This window comes from Enterobacter cloacae complex sp. 2024EL-00711, from assembly GCF_047529885.1.
In the GTDB taxonomy this organism is placed as follows: Bacteria; Pseudomonadota; Gammaproteobacteria; order Enterobacterales; family Enterobacteriaceae; genus Enterobacter; species Enterobacter ludwigii.
Window position 1 is genome coordinate 1,026,312 of the sequence record NZ_JBLIZC010000001.1, and the last position, 16,598, is coordinate 1,042,909.

At 53.2% G+C, this 16,598-nt stretch carries 18 protein-coding genes; 10 read left to right on the top strand and 8 right to left on the bottom strand.

The annotated features are described in order from the left end of the window. Window positions 1-128: 128 nt before the first annotated feature. On the bottom strand, window positions 129-1,757 hold the full coding sequence (locus tag ACMVME_RS05060; protein ID WP_068794471.1) for an ABC transporter substrate-binding protein: 1,629 nt from the start codon (window positions 1,755-1,757) through the stop codon (window positions 129-131). A 269-nt stretch (window positions 1,758-2,026) separates the two neighbouring features. On the opposite strand from ACMVME_RS05060, the gene yccA reads away from it, so the two are divergent. After that, window positions 2,027-2,686 carry an FtsH protease modulator YccA gene (gene yccA, locus ACMVME_RS05065; protein WP_014169445.1) on the top strand — a complete coding sequence of 220 codons (660 nt, stop codon included), beginning with the start codon at window positions 2,027-2,029 and terminating at the stop codon, window positions 2,684-2,686. 88 nt (window positions 2,687-2,774) lie between these two features. After that, on the top strand, window positions 2,775-3,104 hold the full coding sequence (gene tusE, locus ACMVME_RS05070) for a sulfurtransferase TusE (RefSeq protein ID WP_047742553.1): 330 nt from the start codon (window positions 2,775-2,777) through the stop codon (window positions 3,102-3,104). Here tusE and yccX read toward each other — a convergent pair. From yccX to ACMVME_RS05085, 3 genes are read right to left on the bottom strand one after another with little or no spacing between them, the layout of a single operon-like run. Beyond that, window positions 3,101-3,382 (bottom strand): acylphosphatase, encoded by a 282-nt coding sequence (gene yccX / locus ACMVME_RS05075; RefSeq protein WP_020884783.1) that lies wholly within the window; start codon window positions 3,380-3,382, stop codon window positions 3,101-3,103. The two genes, tusE and yccX, sit on opposite strands and share 4 nt — an antisense overlap. 11 nt (window positions 3,383-3,393) lie before the next feature. Next, entirely contained in the window at window positions 3,394-4,185 is a 792-nt protein-coding gene (locus ACMVME_RS05080) for a helix-turn-helix transcriptional regulator (protein WP_063156184.1), read from the bottom strand. Between the two features lie 7 nt (window positions 4,186-4,192). Continuing rightward, a complete protein-coding gene (locus tag ACMVME_RS05085; protein WP_032677820.1) occupies window positions 4,193-4,750 on the bottom strand; it encodes a kinase inhibitor in 558 nt (185 codons plus the stop codon). A 175-nt stretch (window positions 4,751-4,925) separates the two neighbouring features. Between ACMVME_RS05085 and rlmI the strand changes: the two genes are divergently transcribed. After that, a complete protein-coding gene (gene rlmI, locus ACMVME_RS05090) occupies window positions 4,926-6,116 on the top strand; it encodes a 23S rRNA (cytosine(1962)-C(5))-methyltransferase RlmI (RefSeq protein ID WP_032677819.1) in 1,191 nt (396 codons plus the stop codon). A gap of 60 nt (window positions 6,117-6,176) precedes the next feature. Beyond that, a complete protein-coding gene (gene hspQ, locus ACMVME_RS05095; RefSeq protein WP_013097248.1) occupies window positions 6,177-6,494 on the top strand; it encodes a heat shock protein HspQ in 318 nt (105 codons plus the stop codon). Window positions 6,495-6,528: 34 nt separating this feature from the next. Here hspQ and ACMVME_RS05100 read toward each other — a convergent pair whose 3' ends face one another. Continuing rightward, window positions 6,529-6,945: a CoA-binding protein gene (locus ACMVME_RS05100; protein ID WP_025204532.1), complete on the bottom strand. Its 417-nt coding sequence runs from the start codon at window positions 6,943-6,945 to the stop codon at window positions 6,529-6,531. A 172-nt stretch (window positions 6,946-7,117) separates the two neighbouring features. Between ACMVME_RS05100 and csgI the strand changes: the two genes are divergently transcribed. Next, entirely contained in the window at window positions 7,118-7,780 is a 663-nt protein-coding gene (csgI, locus tag ACMVME_RS05105; protein WP_032679662.1) for a curli synthesis inhibitor, read from the top strand. Between the two features lie 80 nt (window positions 7,781-7,860). Next, window positions 7,861-8,319, top strand: a complete 459-nt coding sequence (gene mgsA, locus ACMVME_RS05110; RefSeq protein WP_020884788.1) for a methylglyoxal synthase — start codon at window positions 7,861-7,863, stop codon at window positions 8,317-8,319. Window positions 8,320-8,378: 59 nt separating this feature from the next. Here mgsA and helD read toward each other — a convergent pair whose 3' ends face one another. After that, the gene (gene helD / locus ACMVME_RS05115) at window positions 8,379-10,433 is read right to left on the bottom strand and encodes a DNA helicase IV (RefSeq protein WP_032677818.1); all 2,055 of its coding nucleotides are present in this window, start codon (window positions 10,431-10,433) and stop codon (window positions 8,379-8,381) included. A 123-nt stretch (window positions 10,434-10,556) separates the two neighbouring features. Here helD and ACMVME_RS05120 point away from each other — a divergent pair, with 123 nt between their 5' ends. Together ACMVME_RS05120 and yccS are read left to right on the top strand one after the other, a co-directional pair. Next, complete coding sequence (locus ACMVME_RS05120; protein WP_025204535.1) at window positions 10,557-11,003, top strand: YccF domain-containing protein; 447 nt, start codon at window positions 10,557-10,559, stop codon at window positions 11,001-11,003. A 19-nt stretch (window positions 11,004-11,022) separates the two neighbouring features. Beyond that, window positions 11,023-13,185, top strand: coding sequence for a YccS family putative transporter (yccS, locus tag ACMVME_RS05125; protein WP_068794470.1), 2,163 nt, complete (start codon window positions 11,023-11,025; stop codon window positions 13,183-13,185). Here the strand turns inward: yccS and ACMVME_RS05130 are convergent. Continuing rightward, the gene (locus ACMVME_RS05130; RefSeq protein WP_032677817.1) at window positions 13,142-13,768 is read right to left on the bottom strand and encodes a TfoX/Sxy family DNA transformation protein; all 627 of its coding nucleotides are present in this window, start codon (window positions 13,766-13,768) and stop codon (window positions 13,142-13,144) included. The two genes, yccS and ACMVME_RS05130, sit on opposite strands and share 44 nt — an antisense overlap. A gap of 217 nt (window positions 13,769-13,985) precedes the next feature. On the opposite strand from ACMVME_RS05130, the gene sulA reads away from it, so the two are divergent. Both sulA and ompA read left to right on the top strand, forming a co-directional pair. Further along, entirely contained in the window at window positions 13,986-14,495 is a 510-nt protein-coding gene (gene sulA / locus ACMVME_RS05135; protein WP_032677816.1) for an SOS-induced cell division inhibitor SulA, read from the top strand. A gap of 354 nt (window positions 14,496-14,849) precedes the next feature. Continuing rightward, entirely contained in the window at window positions 14,850-15,905 is a 1,056-nt protein-coding gene (gene ompA, locus ACMVME_RS05140; protein WP_020884794.1) for a porin OmpA, read from the top strand. A gap of 69 nt (window positions 15,906-15,974) precedes the next feature. On the opposite strand, the gene matP is transcribed toward ompA, so the two are convergent. Continuing rightward, window positions 15,975-16,427: a macrodomain Ter protein MatP gene (gene matP, locus ACMVME_RS05145; protein ID WP_014169429.1), complete on the bottom strand. Its 453-nt coding sequence runs from the start codon at window positions 16,425-16,427 to the stop codon at window positions 15,975-15,977. Between the last annotated feature and the right edge of the window lie 171 nt (window positions 16,428-16,598).

The window sequence follows — 16,598 nt, forward strand, 5'->3', positions numbered from 1 at the left end:
TAAACACCTCTCCGCATGCTGTAAAGAGTGACCGCATTCGTTCGCTTTAAAAATAGCCAAAACGCGTTTAATCGGTTGAATAGACAACGTATCGGCCATTTTATCAGCACAAAATTCAGCGTTCATGATCAGTGTTTTTTGATATACATGTCCCTGGTGAAATAGTACCCCAGCTTGTCCGGCGTGAATCCTCCCACCCACGGTTTGACCAGGTGCGTGCGGACATAGTGATAAACCGGAATGGCAGGCACATCGCGCGCCAGCAAATCTTCCGCCTGCTGATAGAACTTACCGCGCTCTGCCGGTGTTTTGGCTTTCGCGGCGTTCACCAGCGCCTGGTCATACTCCGGATTGCTGTACTGGCTGGTGTTTTCGCTGTCACCGGTACGGAAGTTGTTCAGGAAAGTGGCAGCATCGTCGTAATCGGCAATCCAGGCGTAGCGCACTGCGTCAAAGTCGTGGGTATGCATCGTATCGAGCATCGTTTTCCATTCCTGATTTTGCAGCTTCGCCTCCACCCCGAGGTTTTTCTTCCACATCGAACTGGCGGCAATCGCGATGCGCTGGTGCGATTCAGAGGTGTTATAGAGCAGGTTAAAACGCAGCGGATGGCTGGCGTTAAAGCCGGCTTCGGCCAGCAGCTTTTTCGCTTCTTCGATTCGTTTATCCATCGGCCAGCTGGCATAGTCCGGGTTCTGGAGCGTCACACCGCCAATATCTGGCTGGCTGATAAGCCACGCCGGACGCTGCCCCTGCCCTAATACCTTCCCGGCAATGATCTCTTTATCCAGCGCCATGTTCAGCGCCTTACGTACACGCGCGTCGTTGAACGGCGGCCGGGTGGTGTTGAATTCATAGTAATAGGTGGCAAGCTGCGGGGAGACATCCAGCTGGCTACCCAGGGTTTTCTTGAGCTGGGCAAACTGGTTGATCGGCACCGTATAAACAATATCGATTTCACCTGCTTTAAAACGGTTTACATCCGAGGCCTCGGAGGTGATCGGCAGATAGGTCACCTTATTGATAACGGTATGTTCGTTATCCCAGTAGCGCGGGTTACGCTCCGCCACGATGCGCTCGTTAACCACCCACTGCGACAGTTTATACGCTCCGCTGGTGACGATATGCTCCGGTTTGGTCCACTTATCACCAAACCGACCAATCAGCACCTTATCCACCGGCACCAGCGACGGGTGGGCCAGCATGGCAAGGAATGCGGCATTAGGTTGAGTCAGCGTGACCTCAAGCGTGGTATCGTTAATGGCTTTTACACCCAGCGTATCCGGTGCTTTTTTCCCTTGAGCGATATCAGCGGCGTTAACAATATGCATGTTGCCCGGATAGCTGGCATACGGCGAGGCGGTTTTGGGGTCTGTCAGACGCTGCCAGCTCCAGACCACATCCTGCGCGGTAATCGCGGTGCCGTCACTCCATGTGATGCCTGGACGCAGATGAAAAGTCCAGACGGTGTTGTCTTTGTTCTCCCATTTTTCTGCCAGCCGTGGCTGTATTTCGCCAGTCGGAGAAACGCTAACCAACCCTTCGAAGATATCGCTGATAATATTGAATTCGACATCGCTTTCGACTTTATGCGGGTCAAGTGAGGCCGGTTCATTACCGTTGTTTCTGACCAGTTCCTGTTTATCGGCCAGCTGTGTTCCTGCTGGCACGTTAGCCGCCCAGGTCGCCGTGCTGGCGCACAGGATCCCTGCCGTTAACAAAGAGAGTGTAAAGCGCGTGCGTGCTTGTGGTTTCATTTCCTTCGCCTTATTGTCTGTTTTTTGACGATCCGGAAATAACACTTAGCGCTCAACGTGTAATAACGCAATATTTTTCAGTAACCTATAAGAGCTTGATCTGAATAAATGAAGCAAACCGTTGTTCATTCTGCTGAAAAGGTTTTCTGAAGAATAAACAACCAACAGTAACGCTAACGTCCTGAGTAAAGATGGGTAAAACCACTTTGAGACTGGCGCGCCGTTTCCTATTCTTTCCGCTAATTACATCTGTCATAAGAGAGTGACTCATGGATCGTATAATTACTTCTTCACGCGACCGCACATCGCTACTCAGTACCCACAAGGTGCTGCGCAATACCTATTTCATGCTCAGCCTGACGCTGGCATTCTCGGCGATGACCGCAACTGCCAGCACCGTGCTGATGCTGCCATCACCGGGTCTGATCCTGACGCTGGTGGGGATGTATGGTCTGATGTTCCTGACCTACAAAACTGCTGATAAACCGGTGGGTATTCTGTCCGCGTTCGCCTTTACGGGTTTCCTGGGCTATATCCTGGGGCCCATCCTTAACGCCTATCTGTCCGCCGGTATGGGCGACGTGATTGGCATGGCGCTGGGCGGTACCGCGCTGGTGTTCTTCTGCTGTTCGGCCTACGTGCTGACCACCCGTAAGGACATGTCCTTCCTCGGCGGTATGCTGATGGCAGGTATTGTGGTGGTGCTGGTAGGTATGGTGGCAAACATCTTCCTGCAGCTGCCTGCCCTGCACCTGGCGATCAGCGCCGTGTTTATTCTGATTTCTTCTGGCGCAATCCTGTATGAAACCAGCAACATCATTCACGGCGGTGAGACGAACTACATCCGCGCCACCGTGAGCCTGTATGTATCGCTGTACAACATCTTTGTCAGCCTGTTGAGCATCCTGGGCTTCGCCAGCCGCGATTAATCAACAATGCTGTGAACCAGAGCCCCGCTTATGCGGGGCTTTGTTTTTTGGTACACTGCTGCGGTTTTTGACTGACGCGTGAATGACTATGTTGAGTTTTGAAGGTAAAGAGATTGAAACTGATAACGACGGTTATCTGACAGAGAGCAGCCAGTGGAGCGAGCCGCTGGCGGAAAAAATCGCCGAAAACGAAGGTATCGCCCTCTCCCCGGAACACTGGGAAGTGGTGCGTTTTGTGCGCGAATTCTATCTCGAATTCAACACCTCCCCGGCGATCCGCATGCTGGTCAAGGCAATGGCCAATAAATTCGGTGAAGAGAAAGGCAACAGCCGTTACCTGTATCGCCTGTTCCCGAAAGGTCCGGCAAAACAGGCCACCAAAATCGCCGGCCTGCCAAAACCGGTGAAATGCATTTAGTAGCGAATACCGAAGTTAACGTATTCCCGGCCGGGTTGATGGGGTTCGGTTAAAACCTTATCAACCCGCGCGCTGCGCGGCCCACCTGCTTTCAGCCATGCCACCAGCTTTTCAACCTGCTCCGCATCACCACAGGCAACCACCTCAACGCTGCCATCATCCCTGTTTCGCGCGTATCCCGTGAGCCCCAGCTGCATAGCTTCGCGCTGCGTGCTGTAACGGAATCCGACACCCTGAACCATGCCGTGTACCCAGGCAATTGTGCAGATTTTTGACATTTTTCTACTCCTTAACGTAGCGTTTTCGGCAAACAGCCATAATGTTGCCGGAAACGGGCAGTAAAACGAGAGCTGGAAAGATAACCACATTGTAATGCGATTTCACCAATAGGTAACCGGGTTGACTGTAAGTGTGACAGCGCAACGGCCATCCTCACCTCCTCAACAATCTGGCGAAAACTCTGCGACTCTTCGCGTAACCGTCTGCGTAGCGTCGGCACGCTCAATGCCAGGCGGCTGGCAACATCCTGTGCAGTCCAGGCCCTGGCGGGCGACAGCATGATGAACTGCCGCACCTGCTCGGACAGGTGGCTATTACGCTCTATAAGCAACGGCCCTGCGACGCCGTCATGAAGCAATGCCAGCAAAAGTCCGAAAGCCTGATGCTTTTGTAACGCCTCCGGTAAATCCTGACGCACGGCATGCAGCAGGCTACTCCACATAAATGCCAGCCCCTCACTCAGGGGAGCACAGAGGGAATGTAATTCTGTGCGCGGCCAGGATTTCAGGTAATGCGTTTTAAACTCCGCCAGAAGCTCCGGTGACAACATCAATAAGTCAGAGCGAAAGAGACCATTCGCGGGTTGATTTATGATCTCCAGCGGCGTATTGGCGGGAATAATGATCAGCGACGCTTTCGTCGCCACCAGGCGGTTATCGTCCTGAACAATCACTTTACTGCCGTGAGTGATATGGCAAATGGCAGGAAGAAAGAGTTTAACCTGGTGCAGGTGATGCATTTTACTGGCACTCACTTCACCAGCCGTCAAATGTTTATGTTGAAACTGGACTCCCTGCACCATGCCATCCTTATCTGCTGTAGGTAACGGTTAAGCTGGCCTTTGCCAGGACGTGACTGTTAAGCATAAAACCCACCAGCGCGCCGCTGGCATTCCTGTCGACAGGCAATTTATCCACATCCAGCGCCCAGACGGTAAACTGATAACGGTGCGGCTTATCCCCTTTGGGCGGACATGCGCCGCCGAAACCAGAATAACCGAAATCATTACGCCCCTGCACAACCCCGGCCGGTAATGTCTCACCCTTCGGGTTTCCGGCATCGGCGGGAAGCGTCAGCGTCTGGAGGGGAATATTGACCACCGTCCAGTGCCACCATCCACTTCCGGTAGGGGCATCAGGGTCAAATACCGTGACGGCAAAACTTTTCGTCCCGACAGGCGGATTTTTCCACGCCAGTTGTGGAGAGTGATTCCCACCGTGACACCCAAACCCGTCAAACACCTGCTGTTGCGACAACGGGCGTTCACTGGCCAGATCCTGACTGCTGATGGTGAAAGACGATGCCGCTAAAACATGAAAACTGACCACCACCAGGGTGGTTACTGCTATCGCACGGCGCTTTTTCATTTGTGTTTCCCTTTGCTATACCGGAAACCCTACTGTAAAGCCCACTGCAGCGCAGTACTGTGCCTAAGCGATTTGATTTTGTGCCGAAACGCTCAAAGGCATCCGCAGATGATTGCGACTTGCTGAATGTGCTACTCTACGCGCCATTTCCCTGGAATCGACAGAATAGCAAATTATGAGTGTACGTTTAGTGTTAGCCAAAGGGCGCGAGAAGTCATTATTGCGCCGCCATCCCTGGGTCTTTTCCGGTGCAGTAGCCCGTATGGAAGGCAAAGCCAGCCTCGGAGAGACCATCGATATCGTTGACCATCAGGGGAAATGGTTAGCGCGAGGCGCATATTCGCCAGCGTCCCAAATCCGCGCTCGCGTCTGGACCTTTGATAAAGATGAAACGATCGATATTGATTTCTTCGTTCGTCGTTTACAGCAGGCGCAGCAGTGGCGTGAGTGGCTGGCAAAGCGTGACGGTCTGGACAGCTACCGTGTGATCGCCGGTGAGTCTGACGGTCTGCCTGGCGTGACGATCGACCGCTTCGGTAACTTCCTGGTACTGCAACTGTTAAGCGCAGGGGCTGAATATCAACGTGCTGCGCTGATCAGCGCGTTGCAATCGGTTTTCCCGGAATGCGCCATTTATGACCGCAGTGATGTGGCAGTGCGCAAAAAAGAGGGCATGGAGCTGACGCAAGGTCCGGTCACCGGTGAACTGCCGCCTGCCCTGTTGCCAATCGAAGAGCACGGTATGAAGCTGCTGGTGGATATCCAGGGCGGCCATAAAACGGGTTACTACCTGGACCAGCGTGACAGCCGCCTGGCCACTCGCCAGTATGTTGCCGACAAACGCGTGCTGAACTGCTTCTCCTATACCGGCGGCTTCGCCGTCTCGGCGCTGATGGGCGGCTGTGCCCAGGTTGTCAGCGTTGATACCTCTCAGGAAGCGCTGGACGTGGCGAAACAAAACGTCGAGCTGAACAAGCTGGATCTGAGCAAAGCCGAGTTTGTTCGCGATGACGTCTTCAAACTGCTGCGTAAGTATCGCGATCAGGGCGAGAAATTCGACGTCATCGTGATGGATCCACCGAAGTTTGTGGAGAACAAAAGTCAGCTGATGGGTGCCTGCCGCGGCTATAAGGATATCAACATGCTGGCCATCCAGTTGCTGAACCCGGGTGGAGTGCTTCTCACCTTCTCCTGCTCCGGCCTGATGACCACAGATTTATTTCAGAAAATCATCGCTGATGCCGCAATAGATGCTGGTCGTGATGTACAATTTATAGAACAGTTCCGTCAGGCAGCCGATCACCCGGTGATCGCTACCTACCCGGAAGGGCTGTATCTGAAAGGGTTTGCCTGTCGCGTCATGTAACTTGAAAAGAGAAATATTGCCCGCACATAACGTGTAAGTAGTGTTTCCCGGGAGGTGACTATGATTGCCAGCAAATTCGGTATCGGCCAGCAGGTCCGCCACACTTTGCTAGGGTATTTGGGTGTGGTCGTGGATATCGACCCGGAGTATTCCCTTGATGAACCGTCAGCGGATGAGCTGGCGGTTAACGCAGAGCTTCGCGCCGCGCCCTGGTATCATGTGGTGATGGAGGGGGATGATGGACAACCCGTTCACACCTACCTTGCTGAAGCGCAGCTGAGTAGCGAACTGCAGGATGAGCATCCAGAGCAACCCACGATGGATGAACTTGCTCAGACTATCCGCAAACAGTTACAGGCCCCGCGCCTGCGGAACTAAGCGTGTAAAAAAAGCCCGATAAACGGGCTTTTTTTTATGACTTCGCCAGCCCCAGACGGGGAATCTCAATCGCCGGACATCGGTCCATTACCACCGTCAGACCGGCTTCTCGCGCCAGCACCGCCGCCTGCTCGTTAATGACACCCAACTGCATCCACAGCGTTTTCGCGCCGATGGCGATGGCCTCTTGTGCCACTCCCCACGCTGCCTCGGAATTGCGGAAAACATCCACCATGTCGACTTTTTCAGGTACCTCGTTCAGCGTGGCGTATCCCTGCTGACCCAGTAAGGTTTTACCGGCCACTTTCGGCGACACAGGGATGACGTGATAGCCCTGATCGAGAAGGTATTTCATCACCCGGTAGCTTGGGCGATCCGGTTTATCGCTTGCCCCTACCAGTGCAATCGTGCGCGTCGATGTCAGAATCTCGGCAATTTCGTTCTCTTTCATGGTTTTCCTCCAGGCTTTTTTATGAGTGTACGTCAAAGCGCACATCTCAACCATGCATCCCATGCAGATGCATGAGGGCAAAACGGCAGAATATGTCTATATGTTAGTAAACGTGATTATCGAAATATTTGGATACATTACCGCGGCCGAGTCATTTCAACAGGAGCCCTCTATGAAAACCGGCATTGCCACTGCTGTGATTGCGTTAGTGATGCCAGTTTGCGTCTTTGCGACCACGCTACGGCTTACAACGGATATTGATCTGCTGGTGCTGGACGGAAAAAAAGTGTCCAGTTCCTTGTTGCGCGGTGCGGACAGCATCGAACTTGATAATGGGCCACACCAGCTGGTATTGCGGGTAGAAAAAACCATCGGCCTCGCTAATCATGAACAACGCATGTATATCTCTGCGCCGCTGATTGTCAGCTTTAATACCCAGCGGGTCAGTCAGGTGAACATTACCCTCCCGCGTCTTGAAACCGAAAAAGAGTCGGCGGCCTTTGACGCCTCTCCGCGCCTTGAACTGCTGGACGGGGATTCAATGCCGATTCCGGTAAAACTCGATATTCTGGCGTTAACCTCGTCCCCGAAAGGCACCGATTACGAGGCCGCGACCGAAATCTATAACAAGGCGGGCAAACGCGCTTCCCTTCCACAGTTTGCCACCAGGATGGCCGACGACAGTACGCTGCTGTCCGGTGTCTCAGAGCTGGATGTTATTCCGCCACAGTCCCAGACGCTGACGGAACAGCGTCTTAAATTCTGGTTCCAGCAGGCCGATCCTGAGACCCGGGCGCGTTTTTTACAGTGGGTGAAGCAACAACCTTCATCATAAGCCACATTTTTTTCGCCTTTCTCTTGCAGCGTCAGGCGGTTCCCGTCATCGTGTAGTCAGTTAACCTGATGGATAAGATTATGGAACTGACAACACGCACGCTACCGGAACGCAAACACATTGCTCTGGTTGCGCACGATCACTGTAAACAAATGCTGCTTAACTGGGTTCGCCGCCATCAGCCATTGCTGGAAAAGCATGCTCTCTCAGCGACCGGGACAACCGGTAACCTGATCCACCGCGAAACGGGTCTGGAGGTCAATGCCATGCTGAGCGGCCCGATGGGCGGCGACCAGCAGGTCGGCGCTCAGATTTCTGAAGGGAAAATTGATGTACTGATTTTCTTCTGGGATCCGCTGAATGCGGTTCCGCACGACCCGGATGTCAAAGCCCTGCTGCGTCTGGCAACGGTATGGAATATTCCGGTGGCGACAAACCTGTCGACGGCAGATTTCATCATTGAATCCCCGCACTTCAACTCACCGGTTGAGATCCTGATCCCGGATTATCAGCGCTATCTTTCCGAAAGACTGAAGTAGTTTTTTGCCCGGTGGCGACACGCTTACCGGGCCTGCAATATTACCGCTCCGCTATCCCGTTAAGGCTTCCTCGCCACTGGCACATCAATACTCTTCAGAATATCGACAAACACCGACGGCTCCTCTTTGTTGAACAGCAGCCACACGCGATGACGCGCGCGGGTCATCGCCACGTACAGCAAACGCCGCTCTTCGGCGTCCGGAAAATCTTCCGGGACCGGCAGTAACGCCTGTTCCATTACCGACTCTCGTGCCGGAGCAGGGAAACCATCGCTCCCCTCTTTGAGCCCCATCACTATCACATAGTCGGCCTGCTGTCCTTTGCTGGCGTGGATGGTCATAAAATCGAGCTGCAGCTTCGGCCAGCGGGTCGCGGCTTTTTCCAGCGCCGCAGGCTTAAGATGGTGATAGCGTGCCAGCACCAGAATACGTTCATCCGGCTTCGCATAGCCGCTCAGTTTGTCCAGCAGCGGCTCCAGCTGATCGTCCACCAGCAGGGTAACGGCTTTTTTGTCCCCGGCCCGGAGGCTATTTAGCGGTTTTACCAGCTGATGCGGGTTCTGCTGGATAAAGCGGTTGGCAACTTCACCAATCCGGGAATTGAAGCGGTAGGTGGTATCCAGATCGCTGCGATCGCCTTCGCCAAAATAGTGATGGAATGCAGTCGTCAGGGAGAGCTGTGCCCCGCTGAAGCGATAGATAGCCTGCCAGTCATCGCCCACCGCAAACAGCGAGGTATGTTTATTTTGCGCCCTTAACGCCGAGAGCAGCGCGGCACGTTGCGGCGAGATATCCTGGAATTCATCCACCAGGATATGCTTCCACGGGCTGACAAAACGGCCTTTCTCAAGAATGATAATGGCCTGATGGATCAAACCGGAGAAATCGACGGCATTTTCCTCTTTCAGCGCGGTTTTCCAGGCTTTCAGTATCGGAGCCATCAGCTTAACCCGCTTCGAAAACAGGGCGCGGATCGTCTCCGGCGCGCTTTCAATCATCTCGGCCTGCGATCCGCCGTGCATCCGCATCAGGCTAACCCAGCGGTCGAGGCGAGAGCCCAGGCGACGAGCCAGTTTTTCATCCTGCCAGAAATTGCCTTCCGGTACGTCCCAGTTGAGTTCTTCTTCCAGCCACTGACGCCACCCTTTAGCCTGCGCCTTTTTCTCACTGCACTGCTGACGCCACGTTTTAATGAACAACGCCTGACGCGCCTGCGTGTCGTTTTCCAGCTTGCTGATGGCAGGCACTTTTTTACTGCCCTGCTGAATGATATGCAGCGCCAGGGCATGGAAGGTTCTGGCGGTAATATCCCGGGTATGCAGGCGTTCCTGTATGCGTTCGTCCATCTCCTCGGCCGCCTTACGGCCAAACGCCAGCAACAGTATCTGGTCGGCAACAGCCTCACCCGTTGTCAGTAGCCAACCCGCACGGGCCACCAGCACCGACGTTTTGCCGCTTCCGGCACCCGCCAGCACCAGCAGGGAGTGCTCGCCGTTAACCACGGCGCGCGCCTGTGCAGGGTTAAGCGGTGAAGATTCAACCGTGCTGAAAAAGTCGGCATAACGGGTCAGCATGGCATCTGTCCACGCCTGGTTGTGCGCCAGCCGGCTCTTGTCTGTATCGCCAAGCCAGGCCTGACACTGACGCCAGGCGTCACGGCAATTGTCGAACTCGTCAAGACGCGTCACGGATAACGGCAGTGCCGCCAGCGCCTGCCTAATCTTTTGCTGCAACCCGGCCGTCTGCTGGCGGGTGAGCCACATTTGTTGCTCGTTACTTTGTGCAATATCGTTCAGTACCTGCTGCAGTACCTGAGCGGCAATCACGCTCATATCCTGGCTCCACTGCTGCCAGAGCATATTCAGGTGATGATGGAAGCGCTGGGTCTCAGCCCACTCGGTACCGTGAAGGCGCACGACTTTATCGTCAGGCAGGACAAACTCCAGTTCGCCCCAGACCAACCCGCGTTTACAGTGGATAGCCAGCAGTTGATTAAACGGAATGAGGTATTCGTGGCGTTCTCCGGAGACTTTCACTCCGGCATTAAGGAGGACAACCCTGTCGTAGGGGTGTTGCGCCAGGCGTTTGCCTAATGATGTTGCTTTCAGTTCCATGTCCAGCCGAATCCACGAAGAGATAATTTACCTGACAGTTTAACTGCCAGTTTTAAGGTGCTCCAGCCTAAAAAAACGTTACAATCACTGGGCGTTAATCATATCGAAAGGAACTGAGGGTTTATGCGTACTGTTCTGAATGTTTTGAATTTTGTGTTAGGCGGTTTTGCCACCACTCTTGCCTGGCTTTTTGCCACGCTGGTGAGCATCGTCCTTATTTTTACGCTCCCCCTGACCCGCTCCTGCTGGGAAATCACCAAACTCTCTTTCATCCCGTACGGGAATGAAGCCGTCCACGTTGACGAACTGAATCCGGAGAGCAAAAACGCACTGCTGAACACGGGAGGCACGGTTCTCAATATTTTGTGGCTGGTTTTCTTCGGCTGGTGGCTGTGTGTGATGCATATCTTTGCCGGTATTGCCCAGTGCATATCCATTATTGGTATTCCGGTGGGGATCGCGAACTTTAAGATTGCCGCCATCGCGCTTTGGCCAGTTGGGCGCAGGGTCGTTCCGGTAGAAGTGGCACAGGCGGCACGTGAAGCAAACGCGCGTCGTCGTTTTCAGTAAATAAGGACTGGCCGTGCTTATGCTAAGCCCACTGCTTCGCCGTTATACCTGGAACAGCATCTGGCTTTATAACGTCAGAATATTTATCGCACTGTGCGGCACGGTTGCTCTGCCGTGGTGGCTGAATGACGTAAAACTCACCATCCCGCTCACGCTGGGAGTGGTTGCGGGGGCGCTGGCGGATCTGGACGATCGCCTTGCCGGGCGCCTGCGTAATCTTGTAATTACGCTGGTCTGTTTTTTTATCGCGTCAGCCTCCGTGGAGCTGCTCTTCCCCTGGCCCTGGCTGTTTGCCATTGGCCTTACGCTCTCTACCAGCGGGTTTATTTTGCTTGGCGGCCTTGGGCAGCGCTATGCCACTATCGCCTTTGGTGCCCTGCTGATCGCCATTTACACCATGCTGGGTGTTTCCCTTTACGATCAATGGTACCAGCAACCCATACTGCTGTTGCTGGGGGCCATCTGGTATAACCTGCTGACGTTAACCGGGCATCTTATTTTTCCGGTTCGCCCTCTTCAGGACAACCTTGCCCGCAGCTTTGAGCAACTGGCCCACTATCTTGAGCTAAAATCCCGGCTCTTCGATCCGGATATCGAGGAGGAGAGCCAGTCTCCGCTTTACGATTTGGCTCTGGCCAACGGTCAACTGGTCGCCACGCTTAACCAGACGAAAGCCTCACTGCTTACCCGTCTGCGGGGCGATCGCGGTCAGCGCGGAACGCGAAGAACCTTGCACTACTATTTCGCGGCGCAGGATATACATGAGCGTGCCAGCTCCTCGCACGTTCAGTATGCTGCCCTGCGCGAGAAGTTCCGCTACAGCGACGTGATGTTCCGCTTCCAGCGCCTGCTGTCGATGCAGTCTCAGGCATGCCAGCAGCTGGCACGCTCCATTTTGCTGCGTACGCCCTATCAACATGACCCGCGCTTCGAACGCGTATTTAGCCATCTTGATGCGGCGCTCGATCGCGTTCAGGCTAGTGGATCATCGCCGGAACATATTAAAGCACTGGGATTTTTGCTGAATAACCTGCGGGCGATAGATGCTCAGCTGGCTACCATTGAATCCGAGCAGGCGATGGCGCTCCCCGATAAAGATGTGGAGAATCAGCTTGCTGATGACAGCGTGCATAGCTTCAGCGATATGTGGCTGCGACTGAGCCGCAACTTTACGCCGGAATCGGCACTGTTTCGCCATGCGGTGAGGATGTCACTGGTGCTGTGCGTGGGTTATGCCATCATTCAGATAACCGGGTTACATCACGGTTACTGGATCCTGCTGACCAGCCTGTTTGTTTGCCAGCCAAACTATAACGCCACCCGCCACCGCCTTGCGCTACGTATTATTGGTACGCTGGTGGGCGTCGCTATTGGGCTGCCGGTGCTCTATTTCGTGCCCTCTGTCGAAGGCCAGCTGATCCTGATCGTGATCACCGGTGTGTTGTTCTTCGCCTTCCGTAATGTGCAGTATGCGCATGCCACAATGTTCATCACGCTGCTGGTGCTACTCTGCTTTAACCTGCTGGGTGAAGGATTTGAAGTGGCCCTGCCCCGCGTGATAGATACGCTGATTGGCTGCGCTATCGCCTGGGCGGCGGTCAGTTTTATCTGGCCGGACTGGCGATTCCGTAATTTACCGCGTGTGGTAGACAGGGCGATGAACGCGAACTGTCGATACCTTGATGCCATCCTTGAGCAGTATCATCAGGGTCGCGATAACCGTCTGGCTTATCGTATCGCACGCCGCGATGCGCATAACTGTGATGCTGAACTGGCTTCGGTGGTCTCTAACATGTCCACGGAGCCTCGCGCCACGGCAGAAATTCGGGAAACGGCTTTCCGCCTGCTCTGTCTGAACCATACCTTCACCAGCTATATTTCGACGCTGGGTGCCCACCGTGAGAAATTGACTCACCCGGCCATCCTCGCCCTGCTGGATGATGCCGTATGCTATGTCGATGACGCGCTTCATCACCGACCAGCCGATGAGCCTCGCGTTCAACACGCGCTGGATGAACTGGCTCAGCGTATAACGCATATTGACCCGGGAAGCGACAGCAAAGCACCGCTGGTTCTTCAGCAGATTGGCCTCCTTATCGCTCTGCTGCCAGAAATTTGCCGACTGCAACTGCAGATCGCTACCTGGAGGAGTGATTCTCCTGTGGCTCAGGCAGCGCATTAAACCACTCCGTTAACTCCCGGCGAATTCCCGCCGGGAGTGCCGCCTCATGAAGTCCGGCGATGGCCCCTTCCAGCGCGAACAGCACTTTAATGCTGAGCGCTTTATTTTTCGCCCGCATCTTTAGCCAGCTCGCACGGGCACCCAGCTCCCGCAGCGTCTCTTCATTAGTGATTCCGGCTTCAAAGAGCAGCACTTCAAGCTGAAAGGTGAGATTGGGCAAGTCCTTGAGGCGGTTTCGCCGATCACGCTGCGAACGCTCTTTTCGTGCCGCATTGAGCGCGAACGAGGAGAGCTGAAGCAGCCGTTCTCTGTCCTGCCACAGTCCGTCATCGACACGATAATAATTGAGCAGCACCGGACGACCCCGTTTCATGAGGGTTAAGAATGACGAGGCATTTTTTACACAGTATTTTGCACTTTCCTCACAGGCCCGGAGATACAGTTCCCCATCGGAGACCATAGCGAAGACGGCATCATCTACGGCCAGGGTATACCCCCCGAACAGCGCACGATGGTGGATTTCACCTAAGGGTGAAAGGTATTCCTGGGATTTATAAATCCGTTCATAAGATATCTTTTTCATGATATTTCCCTTCAAAATCATAAAGTAACAACGAAATTTCTTACTAGCGGATCCGTTAGCAGGAAAATAGGCAACTTATCGTCGTTGAGCAAGATGATTTTTCCAGGCGCATCAATAATGAATGAATTTTGCGAGTCGCTTTCCGAAAATGAGGTTGATCTTTATGCATACAGGGGTTACTGTATATCCATACAGTAACTACAGGGCTGGAATGAATATGTACACTTCAGGCTATGCAAATCGCTCAACCTCTCTCTCTTCTTCCGCTGGCAATGTCACGCAGAATTCCACCGGGCGTGTTTCGACAGGGCTTATCAGTGAAGTGGTTTATCGTGAAGACCAGCCCCTGCTCACTCAACTTCTGCTGTTGCCGTTATTACAACAGCTTGGTCAGCAGTCGCGCTGGCAGCTTTGGCTGACGCCTCAACAAAAACTGAGCCGTGAATGGGTGCAGTCCGCGGGCCTGCCGCTGACAAAGGTCATGCAAATTAACCAACTCTCTCCCTGCGATACCGTGGAATCGATGATCCGGGCGTTACGTACGGGGAATTACAGCGTGGTGATTGGATGGTTATCAGACGAATTGACCGATGAGGAACATTTTCGACTGACTGAAGCGGCTGAAGAAGGTAGTGCGATCGGGTTGATCATGCGTCCGGTTCGACCAGATTCTTATCGCAGAGGACAACTTTCTGGCCTAAAAATTCACTCAAATTTGTATCATTGAGGAAAATTAAGATTATTCCTGGAATTTTTTTTGACCACAAGATGCGATTTTAGTTCCAGGCGCCAAAACTGCGGCAAGGCTTGTCTGGTGCGGTTCTCCTTAATTTTATTGCACAAAACTCGTTCGAAAAATGTTAAATAATCGGTATACGGAACTTTTTTTTTCATATGCCTGACGGACTTCACACTTGTAAGTTTTCAGCTACGTTGTAGACTTTACATCGCCAGGGGTGCTCGGCCTAAGCCGAAGATATCGGTAGATTTATATTTGACCACGCCCCCCGGTGAAGGATTTAACCGTGAATCTCTATTGAGACCTTCATGGCGAATTTTGGATGATAACGAGGCGCAAAAAATGAAAAAGACAGCTATCGCGATTGCAGTGGCACTGGCTGGCTTCGCTACCGTAGCGCAGGCCGCTCCGAAAGATAATACCTGGTATGCAGGTGGTAAACTGGGCTGGTCTCAGTTCCATGACACCGGCTGGTACAACAGCAGCCTGAACAACGATGGCCCTACTCACGAGAGCCAGCTTGGTGCAGGTGCGTTCGGTGGCTATCAGGTTAACCCGTATGTTGGTTTTGAAATGGGTTACGACTGGTTAGGTCGTATGCCATACAAAGGCGACAACGTAAACGGCGCTTTTAAAGCTCAGGGCGTACAGCTGACCGCTAAACTGGGTTACCCAGTAACTGACGATCTGGACGTGTACACTCGTCTGGGCGGCATGGTATGGCGCGCTGACTCCAGCAACAGCATCGCTGGCGACGACCATGACACCGGTGTTTCCCCAGTATTCGCTGGTGGCGTTGAGTGGGCTATGACCCGTGATATCGCTACCCGCCTGGAATACCAGTGGGTTAACAACATCGGCGACGGCAACACCGTTGGTGTTCGTCCGGACAACGGCATGCTGAGCGTAGGTGTTTCCTACCGTTTCGGCCAGCAGGAAGATGCAGCGCCAATCGTTGCTCCAGCGCCGGCTCCAGCTCCAGAAGTACAGACCAAGCACTTCACTCTGAAGTCTGACGTTCTGTTCAACTTCAACAAAGCTACCCTGAAACCAGAAGGTCAGCAGGCACTGGATCAGCTGTACACCCAGCTGAGCAACCTGGATCCTAAAGACGGTTCTGTAGTGGTTCTGGGCTTCACCGACCGTATCGGTTCTGACGCTTACAACCAGAAACTGTCTGAGAAACGTGCTCAGTCTGTTGTTGATTACCTGATCTCTAAAGGTATCCCAGCTAACAAGATCTCCCCACGTGGTATGGGCGAAGCTAACCCAGTTACTGGCAACACCTGTGACAACGTTAAAGCTCGCGCTGCACTGATCGACTGCCTGGCTCCAGATCGTCGCGTAGAGATCGAAGTTAAAGGCATCAAAGACGTTGTAACTCAGCCAGCGGCATAAGTTATCGTCTTATAAAAAAACCCCGCATTGCGGGGTTTTTTATTATCTGAATCTGAAGAAAACAAAAATCTATTTCTTACCCAAGAGAGCCTGAAGATCATTCTTCAGCGTCGACATCTGGTTGGCGTACTTCTCTTTATGCTCGGCATCTTCAATCAACTGCACTATCGTTTCTGACAGCGTTTTCCCACGCCGTTGCGCAAGCCCTGCCAGACGTTGCCAGACCATAAACTCCAGGTCGATGGATTTTTTGCGAGTGTGCTGATGCTCCGCATTAAAATGCCGTTTGCGACGCGCACGAATAGTTTGCTTCATCCGGTTTAACAACGCAGGATTAATGTGTTTCTCAATCCAGCCGTTAACTTGTACCGGTTCATTTTCGAGGGTCAGCAAAATATCCACGGCTTCTTGCGCTGCGCTGGCTTCGATGTAGCAGGTGATCAGCTCCCCTTCACGGTGCTTTTTGACCAGGTACTTCCATTTCCAGCCGCTTTCGAGATTTTCCAGTTGTTGATATTTCATTGCGATCTCAGTGTTACCACGTAACTCTGTTCAGAATATCAGTTTTTTGGCAATCTGCTGAAAAGAAATCATATCCTGTGAGTGAATGCAGCCAATCGCCCTGCCGAAATGCCCAATCCTGCTTGGGTAGAGCCCCCCGCTTACGGTATACTCCACGCTTTTACATCTAAC

Coding starts and splice junctions, on each gene's coding strand:
- matP (WP_014169429.1), bottom strand. CDS start 16,427: ATGAAATATCAACAACTGGAAAATCTCGAAAGCGGCTGGAAATGGAAG.
- mgsA (WP_020884788.1), top strand. CDS start 7,861: ATGGAACTGACAACACGCACGCTACCGGAACGCAAACACATTGCTCTG.
- yccX (WP_020884783.1), bottom strand. CDS start 3,382: ATGTCAAAAATCTGCACAATTGCCTGGGTACACGGCATGGTTCAGGGT.
- ACMVME_RS05120 (WP_025204535.1), top strand. CDS start 10,557: ATGCGTACTGTTCTGAATGTTTTGAATTTTGTGTTAGGCGGTTTTGCC.
- ACMVME_RS05060 (WP_068794471.1), bottom strand. CDS start 1,757: ATGAAACCACAAGCACGCACGCGCTTTACACTCTCTTTGTTAACGGCA.
- ACMVME_RS05130 (WP_032677817.1), bottom strand. CDS start 13,768: ATGAAAAAGATATCTTATGAACGGATTTATAAATCCCAGGAATACCTT.
- ompA (WP_020884794.1), top strand. CDS start 14,850: ATGAAAAAGACAGCTATCGCGATTGCAGTGGCACTGGCTGGCTTCGCT.
- csgI (WP_032679662.1), top strand. CDS start 7,118: ATGAAAACCGGCATTGCCACTGCTGTGATTGCGTTAGTGATGCCAGTT.
- yccA (WP_014169445.1), top strand. CDS start 2,027: ATGGATCGTATAATTACTTCTTCACGCGACCGCACATCGCTACTCAGT.
- tusE (WP_047742553.1), top strand. CDS start 2,775: ATGTTGAGTTTTGAAGGTAAAGAGATTGAAACTGATAACGACGGTTAT.
- rlmI (WP_032677819.1), top strand. CDS start 4,926: ATGAGTGTACGTTTAGTGTTAGCCAAAGGGCGCGAGAAGTCATTATTG.
- sulA (WP_032677816.1), top strand. CDS start 13,986: ATGTACACTTCAGGCTATGCAAATCGCTCAACCTCTCTCTCTTCTTCC.
- ACMVME_RS05080 (WP_063156184.1), bottom strand. CDS start 4,185: ATGGTGCAGGGAGTCCAGTTTCAACATAAACATTTGACGGCTGGTGAA.
- yccS (WP_068794470.1), top strand. CDS start 11,023: ATGCTAAGCCCACTGCTTCGCCGTTATACCTGGAACAGCATCTGGCTT.
- helD (WP_032677818.1), bottom strand. CDS start 10,433: ATGGAACTGAAAGCAACATCATTAGGCAAACGCCTGGCGCAACACCCC.
- ACMVME_RS05100 (WP_025204532.1), bottom strand. CDS start 6,945: ATGAAAGAGAACGAAATTGCCGAGATTCTGACATCGACGCGCACGATT.
- hspQ (WP_013097248.1), top strand. CDS start 6,177: ATGATTGCCAGCAAATTCGGTATCGGCCAGCAGGTCCGCCACACTTTG.
- ACMVME_RS05085 (WP_032677820.1), bottom strand. CDS start 4,750: ATGAAAAAGCGCCGTGCGATAGCAGTAACCACCCTGGTGGTGGTCAGT.